This window comes from Nonomuraea sp. CA-143628, assembly GCF_050942315.1.
Classification (GTDB): domain Bacteria; phylum Actinomycetota; class Actinomycetes; order Streptosporangiales; family Streptosporangiaceae; genus Nonomuraea.
Map to the genome: position 1 here is coordinate 1,906,350 of NZ_CP192072.1, position 18,167 is coordinate 1,924,516.

Annotated in this window: 17 protein-coding genes; 7 read left to right on the forward strand and 10 right to left on the reverse strand. The window is 68.2% G+C overall.

Annotated elements, in window-relative coordinates:
* Positions 1 to 43 precede the first annotated feature (43 nt).
* Entirely contained in the window at positions 44 to 1,180 is a 1,137-nt protein-coding gene (locus ACQP2T_RS08895) for an Mrp/NBP35 family ATP-binding protein (protein WP_433515695.1), read from the reverse strand.
* Positions 1,181 to 1,339: 159 nt separating this feature from the next.
* Between ACQP2T_RS08895 and ACQP2T_RS08900 the strand changes: the two genes are divergently transcribed.
* Entirely contained in the window at positions 1,340 to 1,843 is a 504-nt protein-coding gene (locus ACQP2T_RS08900) for a MarR family winged helix-turn-helix transcriptional regulator (protein ID WP_433515696.1), read from the forward strand.
* On the opposite strand, the gene ACQP2T_RS08905 is transcribed toward ACQP2T_RS08900, so the two are convergent.
* Positions 1,840 to 2,328, reverse strand: coding sequence for a DUF1003 domain-containing protein (locus tag ACQP2T_RS08905; protein WP_433515697.1), 489 nt, complete (start codon positions 2,326 to 2,328; stop codon positions 1,840 to 1,842). The two genes, ACQP2T_RS08900 and ACQP2T_RS08905, sit on opposite strands and share 4 nt — an antisense overlap.
* Positions 2,318 to 3,529, reverse strand: a complete 1,212-nt coding sequence (locus tag ACQP2T_RS08910; RefSeq protein WP_433515698.1) for a magnesium transporter MgtE N-terminal domain-containing protein — start codon at positions 3,527 to 3,529, stop codon at positions 2,318 to 2,320. The genes ACQP2T_RS08905 and ACQP2T_RS08910 overlap by 11 nt, the downstream gene beginning before the upstream one ends.
* Positions 3,530 to 3,624: 95 nt before the next feature.
* On the opposite strand from ACQP2T_RS08910, the gene ACQP2T_RS08915 reads away from it, so the two are divergent.
* Positions 3,625 to 4,587 carry an EamA family transporter gene (locus tag ACQP2T_RS08915; protein WP_433515699.1) on the forward strand — a complete coding sequence of 321 codons (963 nt, stop codon included), beginning with the start codon at positions 3,625 to 3,627 and terminating at the stop codon, positions 4,585 to 4,587.
* Between the two features lie 95 nt (positions 4,588 to 4,682).
* On the opposite strand, the gene ACQP2T_RS08920 is transcribed toward ACQP2T_RS08915, so the two are convergent.
* Both ACQP2T_RS08920 and ACQP2T_RS08925 read right to left on the reverse strand, forming a co-directional pair.
* Complete coding sequence (locus ACQP2T_RS08920) at positions 4,683 to 5,039, reverse strand: hypothetical protein (protein WP_433519740.1); 357 nt, start codon at positions 5,037 to 5,039, stop codon at positions 4,683 to 4,685.
* 109 nt (positions 5,040 to 5,148) lie between these two features.
* Complete coding sequence (locus tag ACQP2T_RS08925) at positions 5,149 to 5,553, reverse strand: RidA family protein (protein ID WP_433515700.1); 405 nt, start codon at positions 5,551 to 5,553, stop codon at positions 5,149 to 5,151.
* Positions 5,554 to 5,820: 267 nt separating this feature from the next.
* Between ACQP2T_RS08925 and ACQP2T_RS08930 the strand changes: the two genes are divergently transcribed.
* Positions 5,821 to 7,086: an ATP-binding protein gene (locus ACQP2T_RS08930; protein WP_433515701.1), complete on the forward strand. Its 1,266-nt coding sequence runs from the start codon at positions 5,821 to 5,823 to the stop codon at positions 7,084 to 7,086.
* Positions 7,087 to 7,502: 416 nt separating this feature from the next.
* Positions 7,503 to 8,675 (forward strand): Fic family protein, encoded by a 1,173-nt coding sequence (locus ACQP2T_RS08935; RefSeq protein WP_433515702.1) that lies wholly within the window; start codon positions 7,503 to 7,505, stop codon positions 8,673 to 8,675.
* Between the two features lie 294 nt (positions 8,676 to 8,969).
* Here ACQP2T_RS08935 and ACQP2T_RS08940 read toward each other — a convergent pair whose 3' ends face one another.
* Both ACQP2T_RS08940 and ACQP2T_RS08945 read right to left on the reverse strand, forming a co-directional pair.
* Positions 8,970 to 9,191 carry a hypothetical protein gene (locus ACQP2T_RS08940; protein WP_433515703.1) on the reverse strand — a complete coding sequence of 74 codons (222 nt, stop codon included), beginning with the start codon at positions 9,189 to 9,191 and terminating at the stop codon, positions 8,970 to 8,972.
* Between the two features lie 20 nt (positions 9,192 to 9,211).
* Entirely contained in the window at positions 9,212 to 9,502 is a 291-nt protein-coding gene (locus tag ACQP2T_RS08945; RefSeq protein WP_433515704.1) for a DUF6247 family protein, read from the reverse strand.
* 437 nt (positions 9,503 to 9,939) lie between these two features.
* On the opposite strand from ACQP2T_RS08945, the gene ACQP2T_RS08950 reads away from it, so the two are divergent.
* On the forward strand, positions 9,940 to 10,878 hold the full coding sequence (locus ACQP2T_RS08950) for an HpcH/HpaI aldolase/citrate lyase family protein (RefSeq protein WP_357944315.1): 939 nt from the start codon (positions 9,940 to 9,942) through the stop codon (positions 10,876 to 10,878).
* A 70-nt stretch (positions 10,879 to 10,948) separates the two neighbouring features.
* Here the strand turns inward: ACQP2T_RS08950 and ACQP2T_RS08955 are convergent, their stop codons facing one another.
* Together ACQP2T_RS08955 and ACQP2T_RS08960 are read right to left on the reverse strand one after the other, a co-directional pair.
* On the reverse strand, positions 10,949 to 11,491 hold the full coding sequence (locus ACQP2T_RS08955) for a DUF6529 family protein (protein ID WP_433515705.1): 543 nt from the start codon (positions 11,489 to 11,491) through the stop codon (positions 10,949 to 10,951).
* Positions 11,488 to 12,219, reverse strand: coding sequence for a hypothetical protein (locus tag ACQP2T_RS08960; protein ID WP_433515706.1), 732 nt, complete (start codon positions 12,217 to 12,219; stop codon positions 11,488 to 11,490). The genes ACQP2T_RS08955 and ACQP2T_RS08960 overlap by 4 nt, the downstream gene beginning before the upstream one ends.
* Before the next feature lie 99 nt (positions 12,220 to 12,318).
* On the opposite strand from ACQP2T_RS08960, the gene ACQP2T_RS08965 reads away from it, so the two are divergent.
* Both ACQP2T_RS08965 and ACQP2T_RS08970 read left to right on the forward strand, forming a co-directional pair.
* Positions 12,319 to 13,320: a lysostaphin resistance A-like protein gene (locus tag ACQP2T_RS08965; RefSeq protein ID WP_433515707.1), complete on the forward strand. Its 1,002-nt coding sequence runs from the start codon at positions 12,319 to 12,321 to the stop codon at positions 13,318 to 13,320.
* 273 nt (positions 13,321 to 13,593) lie between these two features.
* Positions 13,594 to 16,482 (forward strand): hypothetical protein, encoded by a 2,889-nt coding sequence (locus ACQP2T_RS08970; protein ID WP_433515708.1) that lies wholly within the window; start codon positions 13,594 to 13,596, stop codon positions 16,480 to 16,482.
* Here ACQP2T_RS08970 and ACQP2T_RS08975 read toward each other — a convergent pair.
* Positions 16,440 to 18,122 carry an ABC-F family ATP-binding cassette domain-containing protein gene (locus tag ACQP2T_RS08975; protein ID WP_433515709.1) on the reverse strand — a complete coding sequence of 561 codons (1,683 nt, stop codon included), beginning with the start codon at positions 18,120 to 18,122 and terminating at the stop codon, positions 16,440 to 16,442. The two genes, ACQP2T_RS08970 and ACQP2T_RS08975, sit on opposite strands and share 43 nt — an antisense overlap.
* Positions 18,123 to 18,167 lie beyond the last annotated feature (45 nt).

An 18,167-nucleotide genomic window follows, 5' to 3' on the forward strand; every position in this document is an offset into this window, starting at 1 on the left:
CCCGCTCTGAGGAGCGGACCCCCTATGGACGTCGAACCGGATGTCAGCGGTTGGGGGACAGGCCCAGCTGGAGGCCCTTCAGGCTGCTGGAACGCTTGCTCAGCCCGGCGGCGATCGTGCGGAGCTCGGCCGCGGCCGGAGAGTCGGGATCGGTCAGGACCAGCGGCTTGCCCTCGTCCCCGCCCTCGCGGAGGCGCAGGTCGATGGGCACCTGGCCCAGGAGGGGCACCCGGGTCCCCAGCGTCCGGGTCAGCGCGTCGGCCACCGTCTGGCCGCCACCCTCGCCGAAGACCGAGATGCGCTCGTCGCAGTGCGGGCACGGCAGCCAGGCCATGTTCTCGATGACGCCGGCGATCTGCTGGTGCGTCTGCGCGGCGATCGAGCCCGCCCGCTCGGCCACCTCGGCGGCGGCCATCTGCGGGGTGGTGACGACGAGAAGCTCGGCCGACGGCAGCCGCTGCGCCACCGAGATGGCGATGTCACCGGTGCCCGGCGGCAGGTCGAGCAGCAGGACGTCGAGGTCGCCCCAGTAGACGTCGGCGAGGAACTGGTGGAGCGCGCGGTCGAGCATCGGCCCGCGCCAGACCACCGCGCTGTTGCCCTCCGGCTTGAACATGCCCACCGAGATGACCTTGATGTCATGCGCCACCGGCGGCATGATCATGTCTTCGACCTTGGTGGGACGCTCCGAGGCGCCGAGCATGCGCGGCACGCTGTGGCCGTAGATGTCGGCGTCGACGATGCCGACCTTGAGCCCACTGGCGGCCATGGAGGCGGCCAGGTTGACGGTGACGGACGACTTGCCGACCCCGCCCTTGCCACTGGCCACCGCGAAGACGCGGGTCAGCGAGCCCGGCTGGTTGAAGGGGATCTCCTTCTCGGGGCCCCGATCGCCGCGCAACGTGGTCTGGAGCTTCTTGCGCTGCTCGGTGCTCATCACGTCGAGCTCGATCTCGACGCCCGTGACACCCTCGAGTTTGGTCACCGAAGTGGCGACGTCGCGGCGGATCGTGTCCTTCATCGGACATCCGGCCACGGTGAGGTAGACACCCACGCGAACGACACCGTCGGCACCGATGTCGATGCTCTTGACCATACCGAGTTCGGTGATCGGGCGACGGATCTCGGGGTCGATGACGGTGGCGAGAGCGGCCGTCACCTGTTCCTGTGTTGGTGCCATCTAAGTCTCGGCACGAGGGAGTGCCGTCCCTCCTTAGTCGTCTATGTGTGACCTGGCGCTGCACGCCGGTGAGGATGCCCCTCCATCGTATGAACCAGGGACCCCGTGCGGATAATCCGCACTGTTTAGGTTGTCCGTGCAACGTTCTAAGGTTACTCCGTGACTCTTCTGCGCGACGAGGGCCTCGCCACCGGCCGCACCACCGGCACCACCGGCCCCATCGGCCTCAGCGCCGAGGAGCTGGCGGTCTGGCGGATGCTGCAGCGAGCTCAGGTGCACATCACCCGCCACCTGGAGGCCGAGCTGCTCTTGGCCCACGGCCTGCCGCTGGCCTCCTACGACGTGCTGACGCAACTGGCCGAGGCGCCGGACCGGCGCCTGCGGATGAACGATCTGGCCGGCCGGGTGCTGCTCTCCCGAAGCGGCCTGACCAGGCTCATCGACCGGCTCCAGCGTGACGGCCTGGTGGCGCGCGAGGCGTGCGCCAGCGACGCGCGGGGGCTGTTCGCGGTGCTGACGGATCGCGGCGCGGCCCGGCTGACCGAGGCCACCCCCACTTACCTGCGCGGAATCAGATCCGAGTTCCTCGACCTGCTGGGGCCCGGCGAGATCCGCCTGGTCCGCGAGATGCTCGCCAAACTGCCCATCACCGCCGCTCTTTAACCGCCGCCGCGTTCATTGCCGGATCTTGAGTTGAGCTCCTCCGCCAGTCGCTGCAGCTCCGAGCGGAGATAGTCCCGGGTGGCCACTTCGCTGATCGCCAGCCGGAGCCCGGCGATCTCGCGGGTCAGATATTCGACATCGGCCTGGTTGCGGTCGGCCGCCGCCCGGTCCTGCTCGTACTGGACGCGGTCCCTGTCGTCCTGCCGGTTCTGGGCCAGCAGGATCAGCGGCGCGGCGTACGACGCCTGCAGGGACAGGATGAGCGTGAGGAAGATGAACGGATAGGGGTCGAACCGCAGGCTGTCGGGGGCCAGGACGTTCCAGGTCACCCAGACCGCGACGAACGCCGTCATGTAGACGAGGAACCTGGCCGTACCGAGGAAGCGGGCGATCTGCTCCGACAGGCGGCCGAACGCCTCGGGGTCGTAGTGCGGGCGCAGTGAGCGGCGCAGCGCGCGTGGCTGGTCGAGGCGTTCAGTCGTCACGGTGTGCCCTCTCGCGCCAGTCCTTGGGAAGCATGTGGTCGAGTACGTCGTCGACCGTCACCGCGCCGACGAGCCTGCCCAGCTCGTCCACGACCGGCGCCGCCAGCAGGTTGTAGTTCGCCAGGTAGGAGGCGACCTCGTGCACGGTCAGCTCCGGCCTGATCGGGTCGACCGAAGGGTCGATGGCCGAGCCGAGCAGCGTGGAGGGCGGTTCGCGCAGCAGCCGCTGGAAGTGGGCCATCCCCAGGTAGGCGCCCGTCGGCGTCTCGGTGGGCGGCCTGGTCACATAGACCTGCGCCGCGACGGCGGGCGTCAGATCCTTCTGCCGCATGTGGGCCAGCGCCTCGGCGACCGAGGCGGTGGGCGGCAGGATCACCGGCTCGCTGGTCATCATGCCGCCCGCGGTGTCGTCGGCGTAGGTGAGCAGCCGCCGCACGGGCGCCGCCTCCTGAGGCTCCATCAGTGCGAGCAGCTGAGTGGCCTGCTCGCTGGGCAGGTCGTGCAGCAGGTCGGCGGCGTCGTCGGGGTCCATCGCCTCCAGTACGTCGGCCGCCCGCTCCACCTCCAGTGACCGCAGGATGGCGATCTGGTCGTTGGGCGGCAACTCCTGAAGGGTGTCGGCGAGCCGGTCGTCGTCGAGGGCGCGGGCGATCTGGATCCGGCGTTTGTCCGGCAGGTCGTGCAGGGCACTGGCCAGGTCGGCGGCCCGCATCGACTCGAAGGCGGCGATCAGTCCGGCGGCTCCCTGGTCCTTCTGCAGGACACCGAACCCCGACACCTCGCTCCAGCCGACGATCCTCGTCTCGCGCCGCCGCCGGCCCCGGTAGACGGCCACCTTGGTGATCTGCCAGAACGACGGCCTGGTCTCCTCCATCGCCACGTCGTAGACGGTGACCGGCTCGCCGTCGAGCTGAACAGTGAGGTCGAGCATCTGCGCGATGACCAGCGTCTCGGTGTCACGCTGCTCGAACCTGCGCATGTTCAGCCGGCCCGTGAAGACCACCGCGCCCGCTTCGATGCCGCGCACCCTGGTGATGGGCAGGAAGACCCGGCGCCGCGGCTGGATCTCGACCACCATGCCATGCACGCTCGGCGGATTGCCGTCATGCGGCCCGACCACGACGTCTCTGATGCGGCCGATCTGATCGCCCGCGGGGTCGAAGACCGGGGTCCCCGCCAGGCGGGCCACGAAGATCTTCACGTCAGCAGGCTAACAGTGCCCCTCCATTGCGCTCCGGACGCCTGACGTGTCAGTATCAAAAGTACATTACGGTGATTACGAAGTTGAGGTTGATCGTGAAGTACCCAGGGCTCGCGCTGGCTTTCGTGTCCTCGTGCTGTTTCGCGTTCTCGGGCCCGATGGCCAAGTACCTGATCGCCGCCGGACTGGCCCCGATCGAGGCGGTCTGGACGCGCATGGCGGGCGCCGGCGTGCTCATGGTGGTCGTATTGGCCCTGGTCAAGCCGCGCGCCCTGCGGATCCCGCGGTCGCGGCTGCCGTTCTTCGCCATGTACGCGATCGTGGCGGTGGCCGCGGTTCAGTCACTGTACTTCGTGGCCATCACGCGGTTGCCGGTGGGGATCGCGTTGCTGCTGGAGTTCATGGCACCGGTGATGGTGGTGCTCTGGGTACGTTTCGTCCGCCGGGTACGGCTGGCCCGCGCGGCCTTCGTCGGCGCCGTAACAGCCGTCGCCGGCCTCGCGATCGTCGTGGAGGCCTGGCAGGGCCTGCGCCTCGACGCCCTGGGCCTGCTCCTCGGCCTGCTCGCCGGAGCCTGCTGCGCGGGCTACTTCCTGATGAGCGACAGCTTCGGCGACGACGTCGACCCCCTCGGCCTGATCGGCTGGGGCCTGATCGGGTCGGCCGTGATCCTGGTGCCCTTCGCCCGCCCGTGGAACATCCCGTGGGACGCCTTCACCCGTACCGTCACTCCCTCGGCGGGCGCGCACACGCTGCCGGTGCTCGGGGCGTACCTGTGGATGGTCCTGATCGCCACGGTCGTCGCGTACATCCTGGGCGTGAACGCGGTCCGGCGACTGACGGCGGCGGTGGGCGCCACGGTGGCCTCACTGGAGGTCATCGGCGGCGCGGTGGTGGCGTGGGCGCTGGTGGGGGAGACGCTGGGCGTGTTCCAGATCGTGGGCGGCCTGATCGTCCTCACCGGCGCCCTCCTCGCCCAGACCGCCACCGAACAACGACCGGAACCGAGCACGAAGCCCAGCCCGGACGACCTCGAGCAGCCGGTCGGCGTGGGGTGAGCTTTGGGGTCAGCGCGTGGTGAGCTCAGGTGTGTCAGCGGCGGGTGAGCTTTGGTGCCGTGCGGGCTTGGCGGCGGGTGGGCTGCGATGTGGGCTCAGCGGCGGGTGAGCTTCAGTACGGTCGACTCGCGCGCCCAGCGGTCGGTCAGGTGCTCGCTGTCGGGTGCGTTGAGCCGCTCCTTGGCCAGCGCGGCGACGGCCTCAGGCTCCGCCGCCTGGTCCACCACCCGGACCTCAGCCTCGAAGTCGGCCAGCCTGGCGCCGTTGTCCTTGCTGCGCAGGATGACCTGAACGGTGTCGAGCCCCTCGATGCCCGGCAACTGCTGCTCACCGCCGCCCGTGACGAGGTAGATGGCACCCTCGTGCCAGGCATGCCAGGCCAGGCGCGGGCGGTCGAGGGTGAGCCAGAGGACACCTGACTTCTTCGCGCCCTCTTCGATGGCCGCGGACATGTCGCTCACGCCTCGACTGTACCGGGGCTGTGCGCGCTTCGGCGGCACCGATCAAGGCGTGACCCATCCGAAGCCGCACCAGCGCCTTGGCGTCCTTGTCCAGACGGCCTTACGCGCCGAGAGCGGCAGTCAGGTCGAGTTCGACGAGTTGGCCGGCGAAGCCGAGCCGGGCAACCCCCAGCAGCGTGCTCGCGCTGGTGAAGGCGGCGGCGAGGGGCGAGTCGAGCAGGCGCTGCCATACTCCCCCTAGCGCGGTGTTGTCCTGGATAACCACGTAGATGACCGAGCGGACCACCTGCTCCGGGCGGGCGTTCACGGCCGCGAGCGCGGTCAGGGCGTTGGCGATGACCTGGTCCACCTGGGCGCCCAGATCTCCGTCGCCGACCAGGGCGCCGGTCGCATCCAGCGGACACTGTCCGGCCAGGTACGCCGTCCGCCCGGCCTCGACAACGGTGACGTGGCTGTAACCGGGAGTCGTGTGCAGTCCGTCGGGGTTGAGGCGGGTGATCGTCATGCGGAGATTGTGGCGGCTCTGGGGTCGGCGGAGCATCTGGTTTATGTTCGTGCCTCGCGATGGTCTCGAAGGAAGCTTCCGTCTCCCGGCTGACCGGGGGATGCCGGTGGCGCGAGCCGCCACCTCGCTAGGAGCTAACGGACCCTCCGGCAGACCGCCCACGTATGTGGCGGCAGACCGCCCACGGACCCTCCGGCAGAACGCCCACGCACCTAGCGGCAGAACGCCCACATAGCCGCATTTAACTGCGGTAGCGTTCAGCCTGTGATGGATCCGTCTCTGTTCCCGCGACGCGCCGAGGCAATGGCGCTCGAAGCGCTGTCGGACACGCGAGTCGTCGTCGTGAACGGCGCTCGGCAAGTGGGCAAGAGCACGCTGGCGAGCTTGATCGCCGCGCAGGCGGACAATGCCCGCCAGCTCTACCTGGACGATCCAGCGATCCTGGCCGCAGCCGAGGAGGATCCCGTCGCCTTCGTCCAGCACGACGGACTTCTGATGATCGATGAGATCCAGCGCACCCCGCAGCTACTCCTGCCGATCAAGCACGAGGTTGATCGGCATCCACGTGCGGGCCGTTTTCTTCTCATCGGTTCCGCGCGCCTACTGGGCCTTCGTGATCTCCCGGACGCTCTGCCCGGGAGGACGGAGACCATCGAGTTGTGGCCGCTGTCCCAAGGAGAGATCGACAGCGCTCCGGACGGATTCGTGGACCATGTCTTCACTCATGGCGCCGATGTCGCCATGAACCCCTCCCCGCTCCGCAAGCCTGACTACGTGGATCGGGCACTGCGCGGCGGCTACCCGGAGGCGGTCCGGCGGGATCCTGGACGCAGGCGCAACCGGTTCTTCGATTCCTACATCACCGACCTGGTCACCCGCGATGTGCGCCAGATCTCCGACATCGAACGTCCAGCGGAGATGCGCAGGCTGCTCAGCGTCATCGGGGCTCGGATGGGCGGGTTGGCCGTGGTCCAGTCGATCGCCGGCGACGTAGGGCTGCCCAGGGTGACGCTCTCGCGCTATCTGGATCTCCTGGAATTGATCTTCGTCATCAAGCGCATACCGGCCTGGTCGTCGAATCTCACCACCCGCGCCATCTCCACCCCCAAACTGATCGTCACAGACAGCGGGCTCGGCGGTCGGCTCATCGGCATGTCGACTGAGCGCGCCAGGGATGTCACGGCGCCCATCGGCCCGCTCCTTGAGAATTTCGCGATCGGTGAGGTAGCCCGTCAGCTCACCTGGGCCAATGAATCCGTCCAGCTGTTCCACTACCGGGACCGCGACCAGATCGAGGTGGACATGGTTCTGGAGCATGCTTCCGGCGAAGTGATCGGCTTGGAGGTCAAAGCCGCGGAAACCGTGCGCGGGGATGACTTCCGAGGACTGCGCCACCTGGCCGACCGGCTTGGAGCACGGTTTCGGGCGGGATTCGTCCTGTATACCGGCGAACAGAGCTTGTCGTTCGGTGAGAGGCTGAGAGCCTTGCCCATGTCATCGTTGTGGACGCTCGGCACCACAACCCAATCGTGAATGCGCAGACTTCCGGCTTACCGGCGCAGAATCCCCGACTGACATCGGCTGCAATGAGGAAACTCTAGTTTGCCGTGCCTGACCTCCCGCAGCACTCCGCGGAGGCAGGTTTCCGCTGAGTAGCGGCGTTGTCGGTGAGGCGGGGCTTCAGATTGTTCGGCCGGTCGCGGCTGTTGGGCTGCGGGAAGATCTCTGAGTTGCCGCATGCAGGCGGGCGGCCTCGCTGGCTGGCGACCCGCATCAAACGGGCTTACCCACGCTGAGGGCTCTAGCCTCCTCAGCGCGGTGCATGCGGGTGGGTGCGACGGGCCAAGGGTGCTGCCGCCGACGGCTCGACGTGAGGCGTTGTAGAATTCAATCGCTCATGATGTTGAATAATATCGCTCATGATGTTGGATTGTATTGGATAATGAAGCATGCTCTACGCCACTCCACAGCTCGATGACCAGGAGCTGAGCGTCCTGGCCGAGATCGATGCCCTCAGGGGGCGCCTCCGCACCCAGCTTCATGAGCCGCGCCGCTGGGTTGGCTCGCTGCGCCGTCAGAGCTTCGCTCGGGCCGTGCAGGGTTCTAATTCGATCGAGGGCTACGACGCCAAACTCGACGACGCGGCGGCCATCGCTGACGGGGCCGAGCCGATCGACGCGGCAGGTGAGACGAGAGAAGCGATCAGGGGCTACAGCGAGGCGATGACGTATGTCCTGCAGGTCGCTCGGGAGAAGGACTTTGCCTACAGCCCTCAACTGATCAAAGTCCTGCACTTCATGATGACTTCGTACAATCTTGACAACCGGCGCGGGAGCTGGCGCGCAGGAGATATCTACGTCCGCGACGACGCCAGTGGGGCGATCGTGTACGAAGGGCCACCTGTCGACGAGGTGCCCACGCTCATGGACGAGTTCACGGCGCGACTCGAAGCGGAGAACGGCTGCGCGCCTACGGACCGCGAGGAACCCCCGCTTGTGCGTGCCGCCATGGCGCACCTGAACCTGGTGATGATCCACCCGTTTCGGGATGGCAACGGCCGGATGGCGCGCTGCCTCCAATCGCTGATCATTGCGCGTGAAGGTGTACTCAGTCCGATCTTCATGAACATCGAGGAATATCTTGGTCGTAACACTCCCGCCTACTACAAGGTGCTGGGCGAGGTTGGACAAGGTCGTTACAGGCCTGATGGTGACGCTCGGCCATGGCTGAGGTTCGCGCTCGCCGCACACCTGCGGCAAGCGCGCACCGTGCTCGTGCGCGTGCGCGAATCGGCCAGGTTGTGGGTCGAACTGGAAAGACTCACCAAAGCGGAGGCGTTGCCCGAGCGCGCACTCACTGTGCTGTTCGACGCGGCCCTCGGGCAACGAGTACGCAATGCCACTTACCGGGCGTGGCTCAAGCGCGGGGGCGATGAGGAGATCTCTCTTGCTACTGCCAGCCGCGATCTCAGCCATCTTGCATCCATCGGCCTTCTGGAACCTCAGGGATCCAACAGGGGGCGCTATTACGTCGCGGGTGCGACGTTGCGTGAGGTGCGGCGGATGATCGTCGCCGAACGTGATCCGCGTGACGATTCCGATCCATTCGCCGCAGACGCTTGAGATCATGGTGGTGCCGACCGCACGCCACATCTGCCTCATCCCAGCTGTTCACCCGCACTTGCGCACGGGCCACCGAACTCGACCCCTCCTATCCGGGCCGTCGCCGGTAGGGCGCGGGCGGGGCCCGCTTGAGGAGGGCGTCCGAGCGGAGCGAGGGCTGCAGGGGTCGAGGCTTTGGCCCGACTGGGACAAGCGTCTGAGTCCGGTGCGCGAAGCGCTCCATGGGAAGTCCGTTGTGGCGGGGCGGGCAGCAGACGGTCAAGCCGGTAAGTGGGTAACGGGTGGCTGGGGCAGTCAGCCTGTCCAGGTCACGTTGAAGATCCAGATCAACTCGGCGGCCTCGTCGACCTTGAAGTACATGATGCCGAAGTCACCGAAGGTCGTCTGTCGATACTCAGGCTGATCCGCGTACAGCATGCGGGCATCCCACGGCTTCTCGACCAGATCCACCGTTCTGGCGAGGAGTGCGTCGAACGCCTTGCTCGGCAACCCCTTCATCTGGGCCAGTGCTGCCACGTGGAGCTCCACGCGATAGTTCAACGACGGTCGGCCCAGCCCGGGAACGCCATGTCCATCGAAACGAACTCGTCGGTCCGTCCCTCACGCACTGCCCGTTCGGCGTGGTCGAAATCAGGGTTGGAGACCGCGATCGCATGCAGCCGCCAGACATGCAGGAGCTCTTGAAGCTGCTTGAAGCGCCACACCTCGTGGGCCGCGTCCACGGCAGTGTGATAGTCGCTGAGGAACTGCTCGTGCCACCTCTCCGGCAGGAGGCGCAAGATCTCCGCAGGGTCATCCCCGATCTCATGCAGCGGCTCAGCAGTCATGCCCGCAGTCTAGGCGCCTCCCTCTCAGAGTGTGTTGATTTCCCGTCGGCCGTAACGGGAGATCCTCTTGGTGACGGAGTGCCATCGTCCTTTGGCCATGCTGCAACAGAAGTCCTTCACGACTTCATTGCTCCACGGCTTCGTGCTCATCCATCTGCCGCATTCGCATGCCGCCTTTCGAAGCAGATGGCCGAGGGGGGAGGGTGCGCGGGCGGAGCCCGCGCCAATAGGGAGTCCGAGCGGAGCGAGGGCCTTCAGGGGTCGGGCCTTGGCCCGACTGGAAGCAACGCCTGCCCCCGAAGCGCGAAGCGCCCACCCGCGAAGTCCTTTGTGGAGGGGCGGGCATCAGATGGTCAAGCCGGTAAGTGGGTAACGGGTGGGGGCGTGGTGGGTTGGGGGGTGCGAAAGGGCGGAGGCGAGGGGGCTAGCGTGTGCGCATGCGTTCACGTCGATCTGTTCTCGCCGTCCCCGGTAGTAACCCGAGGTTTCTGGAGAAGGCCCAGACCTTGCCGGTTGATGAGGTGTTCCTCGATCTGGAGGATTCTGTCGCGCCCCTGGTCAAGGATGAGGCTCGCAAGAACGTCGTGACCGCGTTGCGGGAGGGGGACTGGACGGGGAAGACGCGGGTCGTACGCGTGAATGATCTGTCGACGCAGTGGACCTACCGTGACGTGATCGAGGTGGTGGAGGGTGCGGGGGACAATCTCGACTGCCTGATCCTGCCCAAGGTGCAGGACTCGACCGAGGTCGTCTGGCTCGACACGCTACTCACCCAGATCGAGAAGACGATGGGGCTGGGGGTCGGGCGGATCGGGATCGAGGCGCAGATCGAGAACGCGCGCGGGCTGGTCAACGTGGACGCCATCGCGGGGGCGTCCAGGCGGCTGGAGGCGCTGGTGTTCGGGCCGGCCGACTTCATGGCGTCGGTGAACATGCGCACGATGGTCGTGGGGGAGCAGCCGCCGGGTTATACCGAGGGCGATGCGTACCACTACATCCTGATGCGCCTGCTGATGGCCGCGCGGATGCACGATCTGCAGGTGGTCGACGGCCCGTACCTGCAGATCAGGGACGTCGAGGGGTTCAAGCGGGTGGCCAGGCGGGCCGCGGCGCTCGGGTTCGACGGGAAGTGGGTGCTCCATCCGTCGCAGGTGGAGGCGGCCAACGAGGTGTTCTCGCCGACGCAGGAGGACTACGACCACGCCGAGCTCATCCTGGAGGCGTACGACTACTACACGACCGTGGAGAAGCGCGGCGCGGTCATGCTGGGGGACGAGATGATCGACGAGGCCTCGCGCAAGATGGCGCTCGTCGTGGTGGCCAAGGGGCGGGCTGCCGGGCTGAGCCGTACGAAGACGTTCAGCCCGGAGAGCTAGAGCCGTCCAGCCGTACGGCTTTCAAGCCGTCCGGCCGTCCACCGGTCATGGCGTCGTGGCCTTTAGGCCGTCAGACTTTGAAACCGATCGTGGTGAAGAACCAGAACGACGAGGTCAGCCAGAGCCCGACCAGCGCCGTGAACGCGAGCCCGCCGATCACGGGCAGCGTCCAGCCTGGCGTGCCCCGCTTCGGCAGCACCAGCATCTTGGCCGTGAACAGCCCGTAGAAGAAGCAGCCGAGCAGCGAGTGCGCGAGCACCCTGGGCACGTCGTACTGCAGCCCCAGGGCGTACAGGCAGTGGAAGGCGACGGGGATGGTGAGCAGGAAGGCCAGCCGGCCCGACCAGCGATGTACGGCCGGCGGAATGGAGATCCCGAGCTTGCCCCACATCGACAGGGCGGAGATGACCTGGACGGCGGCGAGCACGAACGCGCCCGTCGTCAGCCACGCCTTCATCGGCAGCGCGGCGGAGAAACCGGCGGGGCCGACCGCGAAGCCGGTGGGGGCGTGGACGCGCCCGAAGACGCCGAGGGCGATCGCCACCATTCCGCCGATCAGCAGCGGGACTGACAGGGGGTGGAAGCCGGTCGGCCGGTGCGAGGTGACGCTCATTGCATCTCCTGAATGAAGCCGTCGACGTCCTTCGGGTAGAGGGTGGTCTCGTCGTCGAGCGGCACCGGCTTGGTCGGCTGGTAGGCGTTCAGCTGCGGGATCTGCAGCTGCTTCTCGTCCGCGAACGCGGCGCCGACCTGCGTGAAGCCGCCTTGCGGGCGCTTCAGTACGATCCAGCCGGCTCGTAGCTTGGCGCCCCTTACCTGGGCGGTCGCCCGGTAGAGGCCGGAGGGTTTGACGACGGTGTTCGCGGCGAAGGTCCACTTCTTGCCGCCGATCTTCAGCCAGCCGGTGGCCTTGCCGCCGCCGAGTGTGCCGCCGACGGCCGCGGCGCCGAAGCCCTTCAGGGTGATCTTTCCGTCTTTCTCGTTGCCCTTGAACCAGGCCTCGGACTTGCCGTCACAGAAGTAGCCGATGGTCTTGCCGTCGCGGGTGGAGATGGCGATCAAGCCTCCGTTGCCGCGTACGTAGCCTCCGTAGTCCGCTTTGTCGATGGTCTTTGGGGCGGCTTCGGCGGTTTCGGTGGGTTCGGGGGTAACGGTGGCGGCGGTGGCGGCGGGTTCCGCCGAAGGTTCAGCCGCGGCGGCGGTCTCGGTCGCGGGGGGTTCGTTGGAGGTGGCGGCAACCGTTGTGTTCGCCGCCGGTGTCGCGGTGATGCTGGCGACACCCAGCCCGACGGCGAGCGCGGCGCCCGCTGTCAGGGTGATGACAGGTCCCAGCCTTGACATGAACTGCTCCCAGGGTCGAAATGCTTACTCCACCGAGCATCCGCTCAAACTAACGGATCGTCTGTGAACTAATGCTCATCTCCCAGACAGAATGTAGAGATGCAGGAAAATCCTGGACCCCAGCTTCCGTACGGGACGCAGCCGCCGGGCCGGCCGGCCTACCCTTACCAGCCGCCGCCCATGCCCGTGCGAGAGCCGTGGTTCCGGCCGATGCCCAGGGGCGCGCGGTACGACTACCTGGCCCGAGTGGGTGACCGAGGTGCCTGGCGGGAGATCGTCGGGACGATCCTGGTGGGCGTCGCGTTCTTCGTCATCGGTGCGATGGTCATTGGCGTCGGCGTGGTGCTGGCGACGATCCTCGGCATCCCCGCGTCGCTGACGCCTGAGGAACTGTTCGGCGATCCGGTGTTCTCGCTGGTGGTGCTGCTGCTCTCGATCGCGGCCGTGCTCCCGGCGGTGTTCGGTACGGTCGCGCTCGTCCAGCGGCGGCGGCCCGGGTCGCTCTCCTCGGTCGCCGGGCGGTTGCGGTGGGGGTGGCTGCTGCGCTGCCTGGGAGTGGCGGTCATAGCCCTGGCGCTGGGGCAGGTCGCCCAGGTCGCCATGATGACGGTGACCAGGGAACCGGTTACGGACCTGTTCGGCTGGGCCGGGTGGAGCGCGTTCCTTCCCTCGCTGATCGTGATCGTGCTGCTCGTGCCCTTCCAGGCCGCCACCGAGGAGTACATCTTCCGCGGCTGGGTCATGCAGGCGTTCGGAGCCCATCTGCGGAGCCCGATATGGGGGATCGTGCTGGGTTCGGCGCTGTTCGCGTCCCTGCACGGGTACTCGTGGATCGGGCTCATCGACGTCTTCAGCTTCGGTGCCCTCATGGCGTGGCTGGCGGTACGGACCGGAGGGCTGGAGGCCCCGATCGCCCTGCACGTGGCGAACAACATGCTGGCGTTCGGGGTCAGCGCGGCCGCCGGGCATCTGGAGAAGGCGCTGCAGCAGGGGGACGTGCCCTGGCAGGCGTTGGTGGGGACCGTGGTGCAGTTGGGCGCGTACGCGGTGGGGGTACTGTACCTGGCTAAAAAACGGTCAGTTAGCGATCTTTCGGGATAAATAGCTAGCTGGTGCCAGGAATCTCGCTAGAGAGGTCTCGCCATTCGGGCTCAGTCGTGTTGCTCTGGATCCAGTGGGTGGGCGAGGATTCCGGAGGTGATCATCTCGGCGAGACAGGGTAACTAGCACTCATGTGCGATATTCCACGCCGCAGTGACATTAGAAAACGAAATAAGCGCATAAACGTGGACAGGCTGCCCTGGAACGATCTGGCATACCTCTCTACCGGGTCGTTCGCTCAGTTCGATCAGTACGTACTAGGAGGTGCGACGCGTGGCCTCCGGCCCCAGCGACCCGCCACGGCGACCGCCGGGTGATGACGACCCGCGGCCCGAGAGAGCCGCCGACCCCCATGCCGCCAACGAGCCCCGGATCCAGCACTCTCCGCCGGGCCCCAGCGATGATCGGGCTCGTGGCCTGCCCGCGGCCTCACCGTGGGGTATGCCGCCGTTCTCCTCCCCTGTCCCTGGGGACGAGCCTCCGGACCCGCCGAAGGGGCGCCGGCCGTACAGCTCCCCGACCGCGGAACCCGAGACGGAGCCGCGCCGCCGCCGGGTCGTGAACCACCCCGACAAGCTCGTGGCCGGCGGCCCACCTCGGACCGAGCCCGAGCCCCGGACCGAGGATGAGCCCGCTGACGTAACACCCCGTTCCTGGTTCGAGACAGAGGACCAGCCGCAGGACGAGGACCGACCTCAGCACGAGCCCCAGTACAGCACGCCGGAAGACTCGGAGGAAGACGACCCCGAGGACCTCGACGAGCCCGAGGTGCGGCGCGTCGGACGCCCGCCCGCCGGCCGCCCCACCAGACCGGACCGCCTCGTCGCGTCCGGCCCGTCGCGTCCCGGCGGCTCCAGCGGCAGGCACCACCGCGGCCCCGCTCCGTCGGCGGTCCGCCGGTCGAGTCCGGTACGGAGGCGCAGCCTGGCCGCGCCGACGGCCATAATCCTGGCGCTGGTGCTGCTCGTGGCGGGCGGCGTGCTCGTGTGGCAGTGGCGCTCCTCCGACAAGCCCGGCCTGGCGCTGTCGGAGGGCACGGAACGCTCGGGCGACGAGCTGTTCACGGTGCCGTCGGCCGGTGACGGCTCCGATCAGAAGCTCAACGACATGACCTCCGTGGGCCGTGCCGTGGTGGCCGTCGGCAGCGACACGACCAGCCCGACGCCGCGGCCGCTGTTCCTGTTCTCGCCGGACAGCGGGAAGACGTGGCAGCTCGGCCAGGTCAACGGGTCGACCACGGCGACGGTCCAGCGGGTCGTGGGCGGCGACGGGCGCTGGCTGGCCAGCGGCGGCGACGGGGTGGGCGCCGAGCGCGGCCTGTGGACCAGCACCGACGGGTTCACCTGGGCGGCCGTGGAGCAGAGCGGTCTGTCCGCGTTCAGGAACGGTGACCTGATCTCCGGTATCGCCAGGACGTCGTCGGGGTTCGTGGCGGTCGGCCGTACGACGCTCACCGGCGGCGCGACGGGACCCGCGGCCTGGCAGTCGCCGGACGGGCGCGCATGGGAGCGCGTGAACATGGGCGGGCTGGACGTACGCGAGCTCAAGGCGGTCGTGGCCAAGGGGAACACCGTCGTGGCCATCGCCGAATCCGCCCCGGGCGAGGGCTCAAGGGTCGTCCGGTCGAGCGACGGCGGCGCCACGTACCAGGCCACCGGATTCCAGTTGCCCGAGGCGCGGACCGGGTCGTCGCTGGCCGTACTGCCCAAGCAGTTCGTCCTCGTCCCGACCAGGCAGCGGACGATCACCGGCGACGTGCGCGTCTACTGCTCACCGACCGGCGCGCAGTGGGCGCAGTGCGGCTCGATCCGTGGCCTGAGCGGTACGAGTCCCGGCATCGAATCGCTGATCAGCTACCCGTCGGGGATCGCCGCGGTCAGTCAGGCGGACCTCGGCAAGTACTCCATCCTGACCAGCGCCGACGGGCGCGGCTGGGCCAAGCGGACCGACCTCGGCAACCTGCCGGGCGCCACGCTGCGCGGCTTCACGATCTCCGACTCGGGCACCCTGTTCGCGGGCGGCGACCAGGCCACGGCGGACGTCGAGAACCAGCTCGTCCTCATGACCGCGCCCCCGCGCGGCGACGCGACGCGCGTACGGCTGGCCGGCGTCGACGGCCTGTCACGGATCGCCCGCCAGACCAACCGCCTGGCCGGTTTCGACGGCCGGTACGTCGCTGTCGGCTCGGCCTCCGGCGACGCCGGCATCTGGACCAGCCTGAACTGGCAGTCCTGGACCTCCATGAGCCTCGGCGGGACGAACCAGCAGACCCTCGACGACGTCGCCCACGGCCGCCGCGGCTGGCTGGCCGTCGGCAGCACCCAGACGGACACATCGGTCACCGACCCGCTCCTGGTGTCCTCCGAGGACGGCCGCACCTGGAAGAAGGTGACGGCCTCCGGTGACCTGGCCCGTACCCAGGACCATCCGTACCTGGCCCTCCACGTCGTGGCCGCCGGCGAGTCGGGCTATGTGCTCGCCGGCGAGGACCGGAACGCGGCGGGCATTCCGAACGCCGCGCTCTGGTTCACGCCAGACCTGCGCAAGTTCACCCGATCGAAGAAGCTGCCGCAGGGGGGCTCCGGTGTGCGCGTGTACGACGTGGCCGCCACACAATCCGGATATGTCGCCATAGGCGGCTCGGGCAGCGGCGACCGGGAGAGCGCCGTGGTCTGGTTCTCGGAGGACGGCGTCAACTGGAAGTCCCGCGACCGCGTCTCGCCCCCGGAGGCCGGCTCGGCCGGACTGCGGGAGGTGGTGGCCTACCAGGACAAGCTCATCGCCATCGGAACAGCCCAGACATCCGGCTCGCGCCGCGCCTTCGCCGCGGTCTCGGAAGACGACGGTACGACCTGGCGTACGGCCTGGCTGCCGGCCGACCAGGCGGCGGCCGTGTACGACCTCGCGGCGGCCGACCAGGGGCTGGTGGCGGTCGGCTGGCACGGCACACCGGGGGAGGGGGACAGCGCGGTCTGGCTGTCTGAGGATGGTTTGACGTGGAACCGGGTGGACCTGACGAAGGGACGGCTGGCGGGGGCGGGGATGCAGTGGCTGGCGGCGGTGACGGTGATGGGATCGGAGGTGGTGGCATTGGGCCGTTCGACGACCTACAACGCCGATCACATGATCCTGTGGACGTCTTCCCTTTCGTCTGATCGCTGAAAGGCTCGCCTTCCAGGAGCGCGCTCGCCGCGGCCCTCGTGCCAGACGGGTTCGTCGCTCTCCTGGATCGTGCCGTCGGCGCCGAATATGAGGAACCGGTCGAAGTCTGCGGCGAACCACCGGTCGTGGGTGACCGCCAGCACCGTGCCGGAAAAACTATTGAGTCCCTGTTGCAGGGCCTCCGCGCTCGCCAGGTCGAGGTTGTCGGTGGGCTCGTCCAGCAGCAGCAGGGTGGCGCCGGACAGCTCCAGCAACAGGATCTGCAGCCGGGCCTGCTGGCCGCCGGAGAGGGTGTCGAATCTCTGGTTCGCGGCGGGAGCGAGCTCGTAGCGGGCCAGCGCCGCCATCGACTCGTTCAGGGTGAGGGGGTGGCCAGTCGTGACCAGCTCGACCGGGGTGCGGTCGTGCAGGTCCGGACGGGCGTGGGTCTGCACGAACCGGCCGGGCACCACCCGCGCGCCCAGCCGCACCGTACCGCTGTGGCTCATCGTGGGCACCGCGCCGTCCGCGGCCTGTTCCAGTATCTGCAGGAAGTGGGACTTGCCCGTGCCGTTGGAGCCGAGCACGCCGACGCGCTCGCCGTACCAGATCTCTGTGCCGAACGGCCGAGTCAGGCCGGTGATCTCCAGGTCCGCGCAGATGACGGCGCGTTTGCCGGTACGGCCGCCGCGCAGCCGTATCCGCACGTTCTGCCGCCTGGGCGGGCGCTGCGGCGGGCCGGCCTCCTCGAAGCGGACCAGCCGGGTGCGGGCGGCCCGGTAGGACGAGGCCAGTGCGTCGTTGTTGGCCGCGGTCTGCCGCAGGGTGTTGACCATCTGCCGCAGCCTGGCGTGCTCTTCGTTCCAGCGGCGGCGCCGCTCCTCCAGTCGGTTGACGCGCTCCTCGCGGGCCTTGGCGTACGTGGCGAAGCCGCCACCGTGAGTCCAGACGCCGCGGTCCTCCACGGTGACGATCCGGTCGGCGGCGTTGGCCAGGAGCTGACGGTCGTGGGAGACCAGCAGCACGGTCTTGGACGCGGTCCGCAACCGACTCTCCAGCCACTGCTTGCCGGCCACGTCGAGGTAGTTGTCGGGCTCGTCCAGCAGCAGGACCTCGTCGGGGCCCCGTAGCAGCGCCTCCAGAACCAGGCGTTTCTGCTCTCCGCCCGACAGGGTGGTCACCGGGCGGTCGCGGATCGCGTCGTAGGTCAGGCCCATGGACTCGGTGACGCAGACGTCCCAGACGACCTCCATGTCGTAGCCGCCGAGGTCGGCGTAGTCCGCGGTGGCCTGTGCGTAGGCGAGTTGGACCGCCTCGTCGTCGTGCGCGGCCATCGCCTCCTCCGCCCGCGCCAGGGCTGCCGCCCCGGCGCGGATCCGCTCCGGCGCGACGGACAACAGCAGGTCGCGCACGGTGCGGTCATCGCGGATGCTGCCGATGAACTGCCGCATCACCCCCAGGCCGCCCGAGGAGACCACGCGACCGGCCTCCGGCTGGAGGTCGCCGGCGATCAGGCGCAGCAGCGTGGTCTTGCCCGCGCCATTGGGCCCCACGAGACCGGCTTTGGCCCCGTCACCGACGCGGAACGAAACCTCGTGCAGGAGTAGCCGCCCGTCGGGCAGCACGTAGGTCAGCCCGTCCACCTCCACATGTCCCGCCACGGTCCCGCCTCCTCAGGGGTACTCGATCATTGGTCTAGAACAGGA

Bases quoted from the DNA above. Each gene is read 5' to 3' on its own strand.
- ACQP2T_RS08895 (WP_433515695.1), bottom strand. From the start codon at position 1,180: ATGGCACCAACACAGGAACAGGTGACGGCCGCTCTCGCCACCGTCATC.
- ACQP2T_RS08920 (WP_433519740.1), bottom strand. From the start codon at position 5,039: ATGTCCGCGGCCATCGAAGAGGGCGCGAAGAAGTCAGGTGTCCTCTGG.
- ACQP2T_RS08925 (WP_433515700.1), bottom strand. From the start codon at position 5,553: ATGACGATCACCCGCCTCAACCCCGACGGACTGCACACGACTCCCGGT.
- ACQP2T_RS08930 (WP_433515701.1), top strand. From the start codon at position 5,821: ATGGATCCGTCTCTGTTCCCGCGACGCGCCGAGGCAATGGCGCTCGAA.
- ACQP2T_RS08935 (WP_433515702.1), top strand. From the start codon at position 7,503: ATGCTCTACGCCACTCCACAGCTCGATGACCAGGAGCTGAGCGTCCTG.
- ACQP2T_RS08945 (WP_433515704.1), bottom strand. From the start codon at position 9,502: ATGACTGCTGAGCCGCTGCATGAGATCGGGGATGACCCTGCGGAGATC.
- ACQP2T_RS08950 (WP_357944315.1), top strand. From the start codon at position 9,940: ATGCGTTCACGTCGATCTGTTCTCGCCGTCCCCGGTAGTAACCCGAGG.
- ACQP2T_RS08955 (WP_433515705.1), bottom strand. From the start codon at position 11,491: ATGAGCGTCACCTCGCACCGGCCGACCGGCTTCCACCCCCTGTCAGTC.
- ACQP2T_RS08960 (WP_433515706.1), bottom strand. From the start codon at position 12,219: ATGTCAAGGCTGGGACCTGTCATCACCCTGACAGCGGGCGCCGCGCTC.
- ACQP2T_RS08965 (WP_433515707.1), top strand. From the start codon at position 12,319: ATGCAGGAAAATCCTGGACCCCAGCTTCCGTACGGGACGCAGCCGCCG.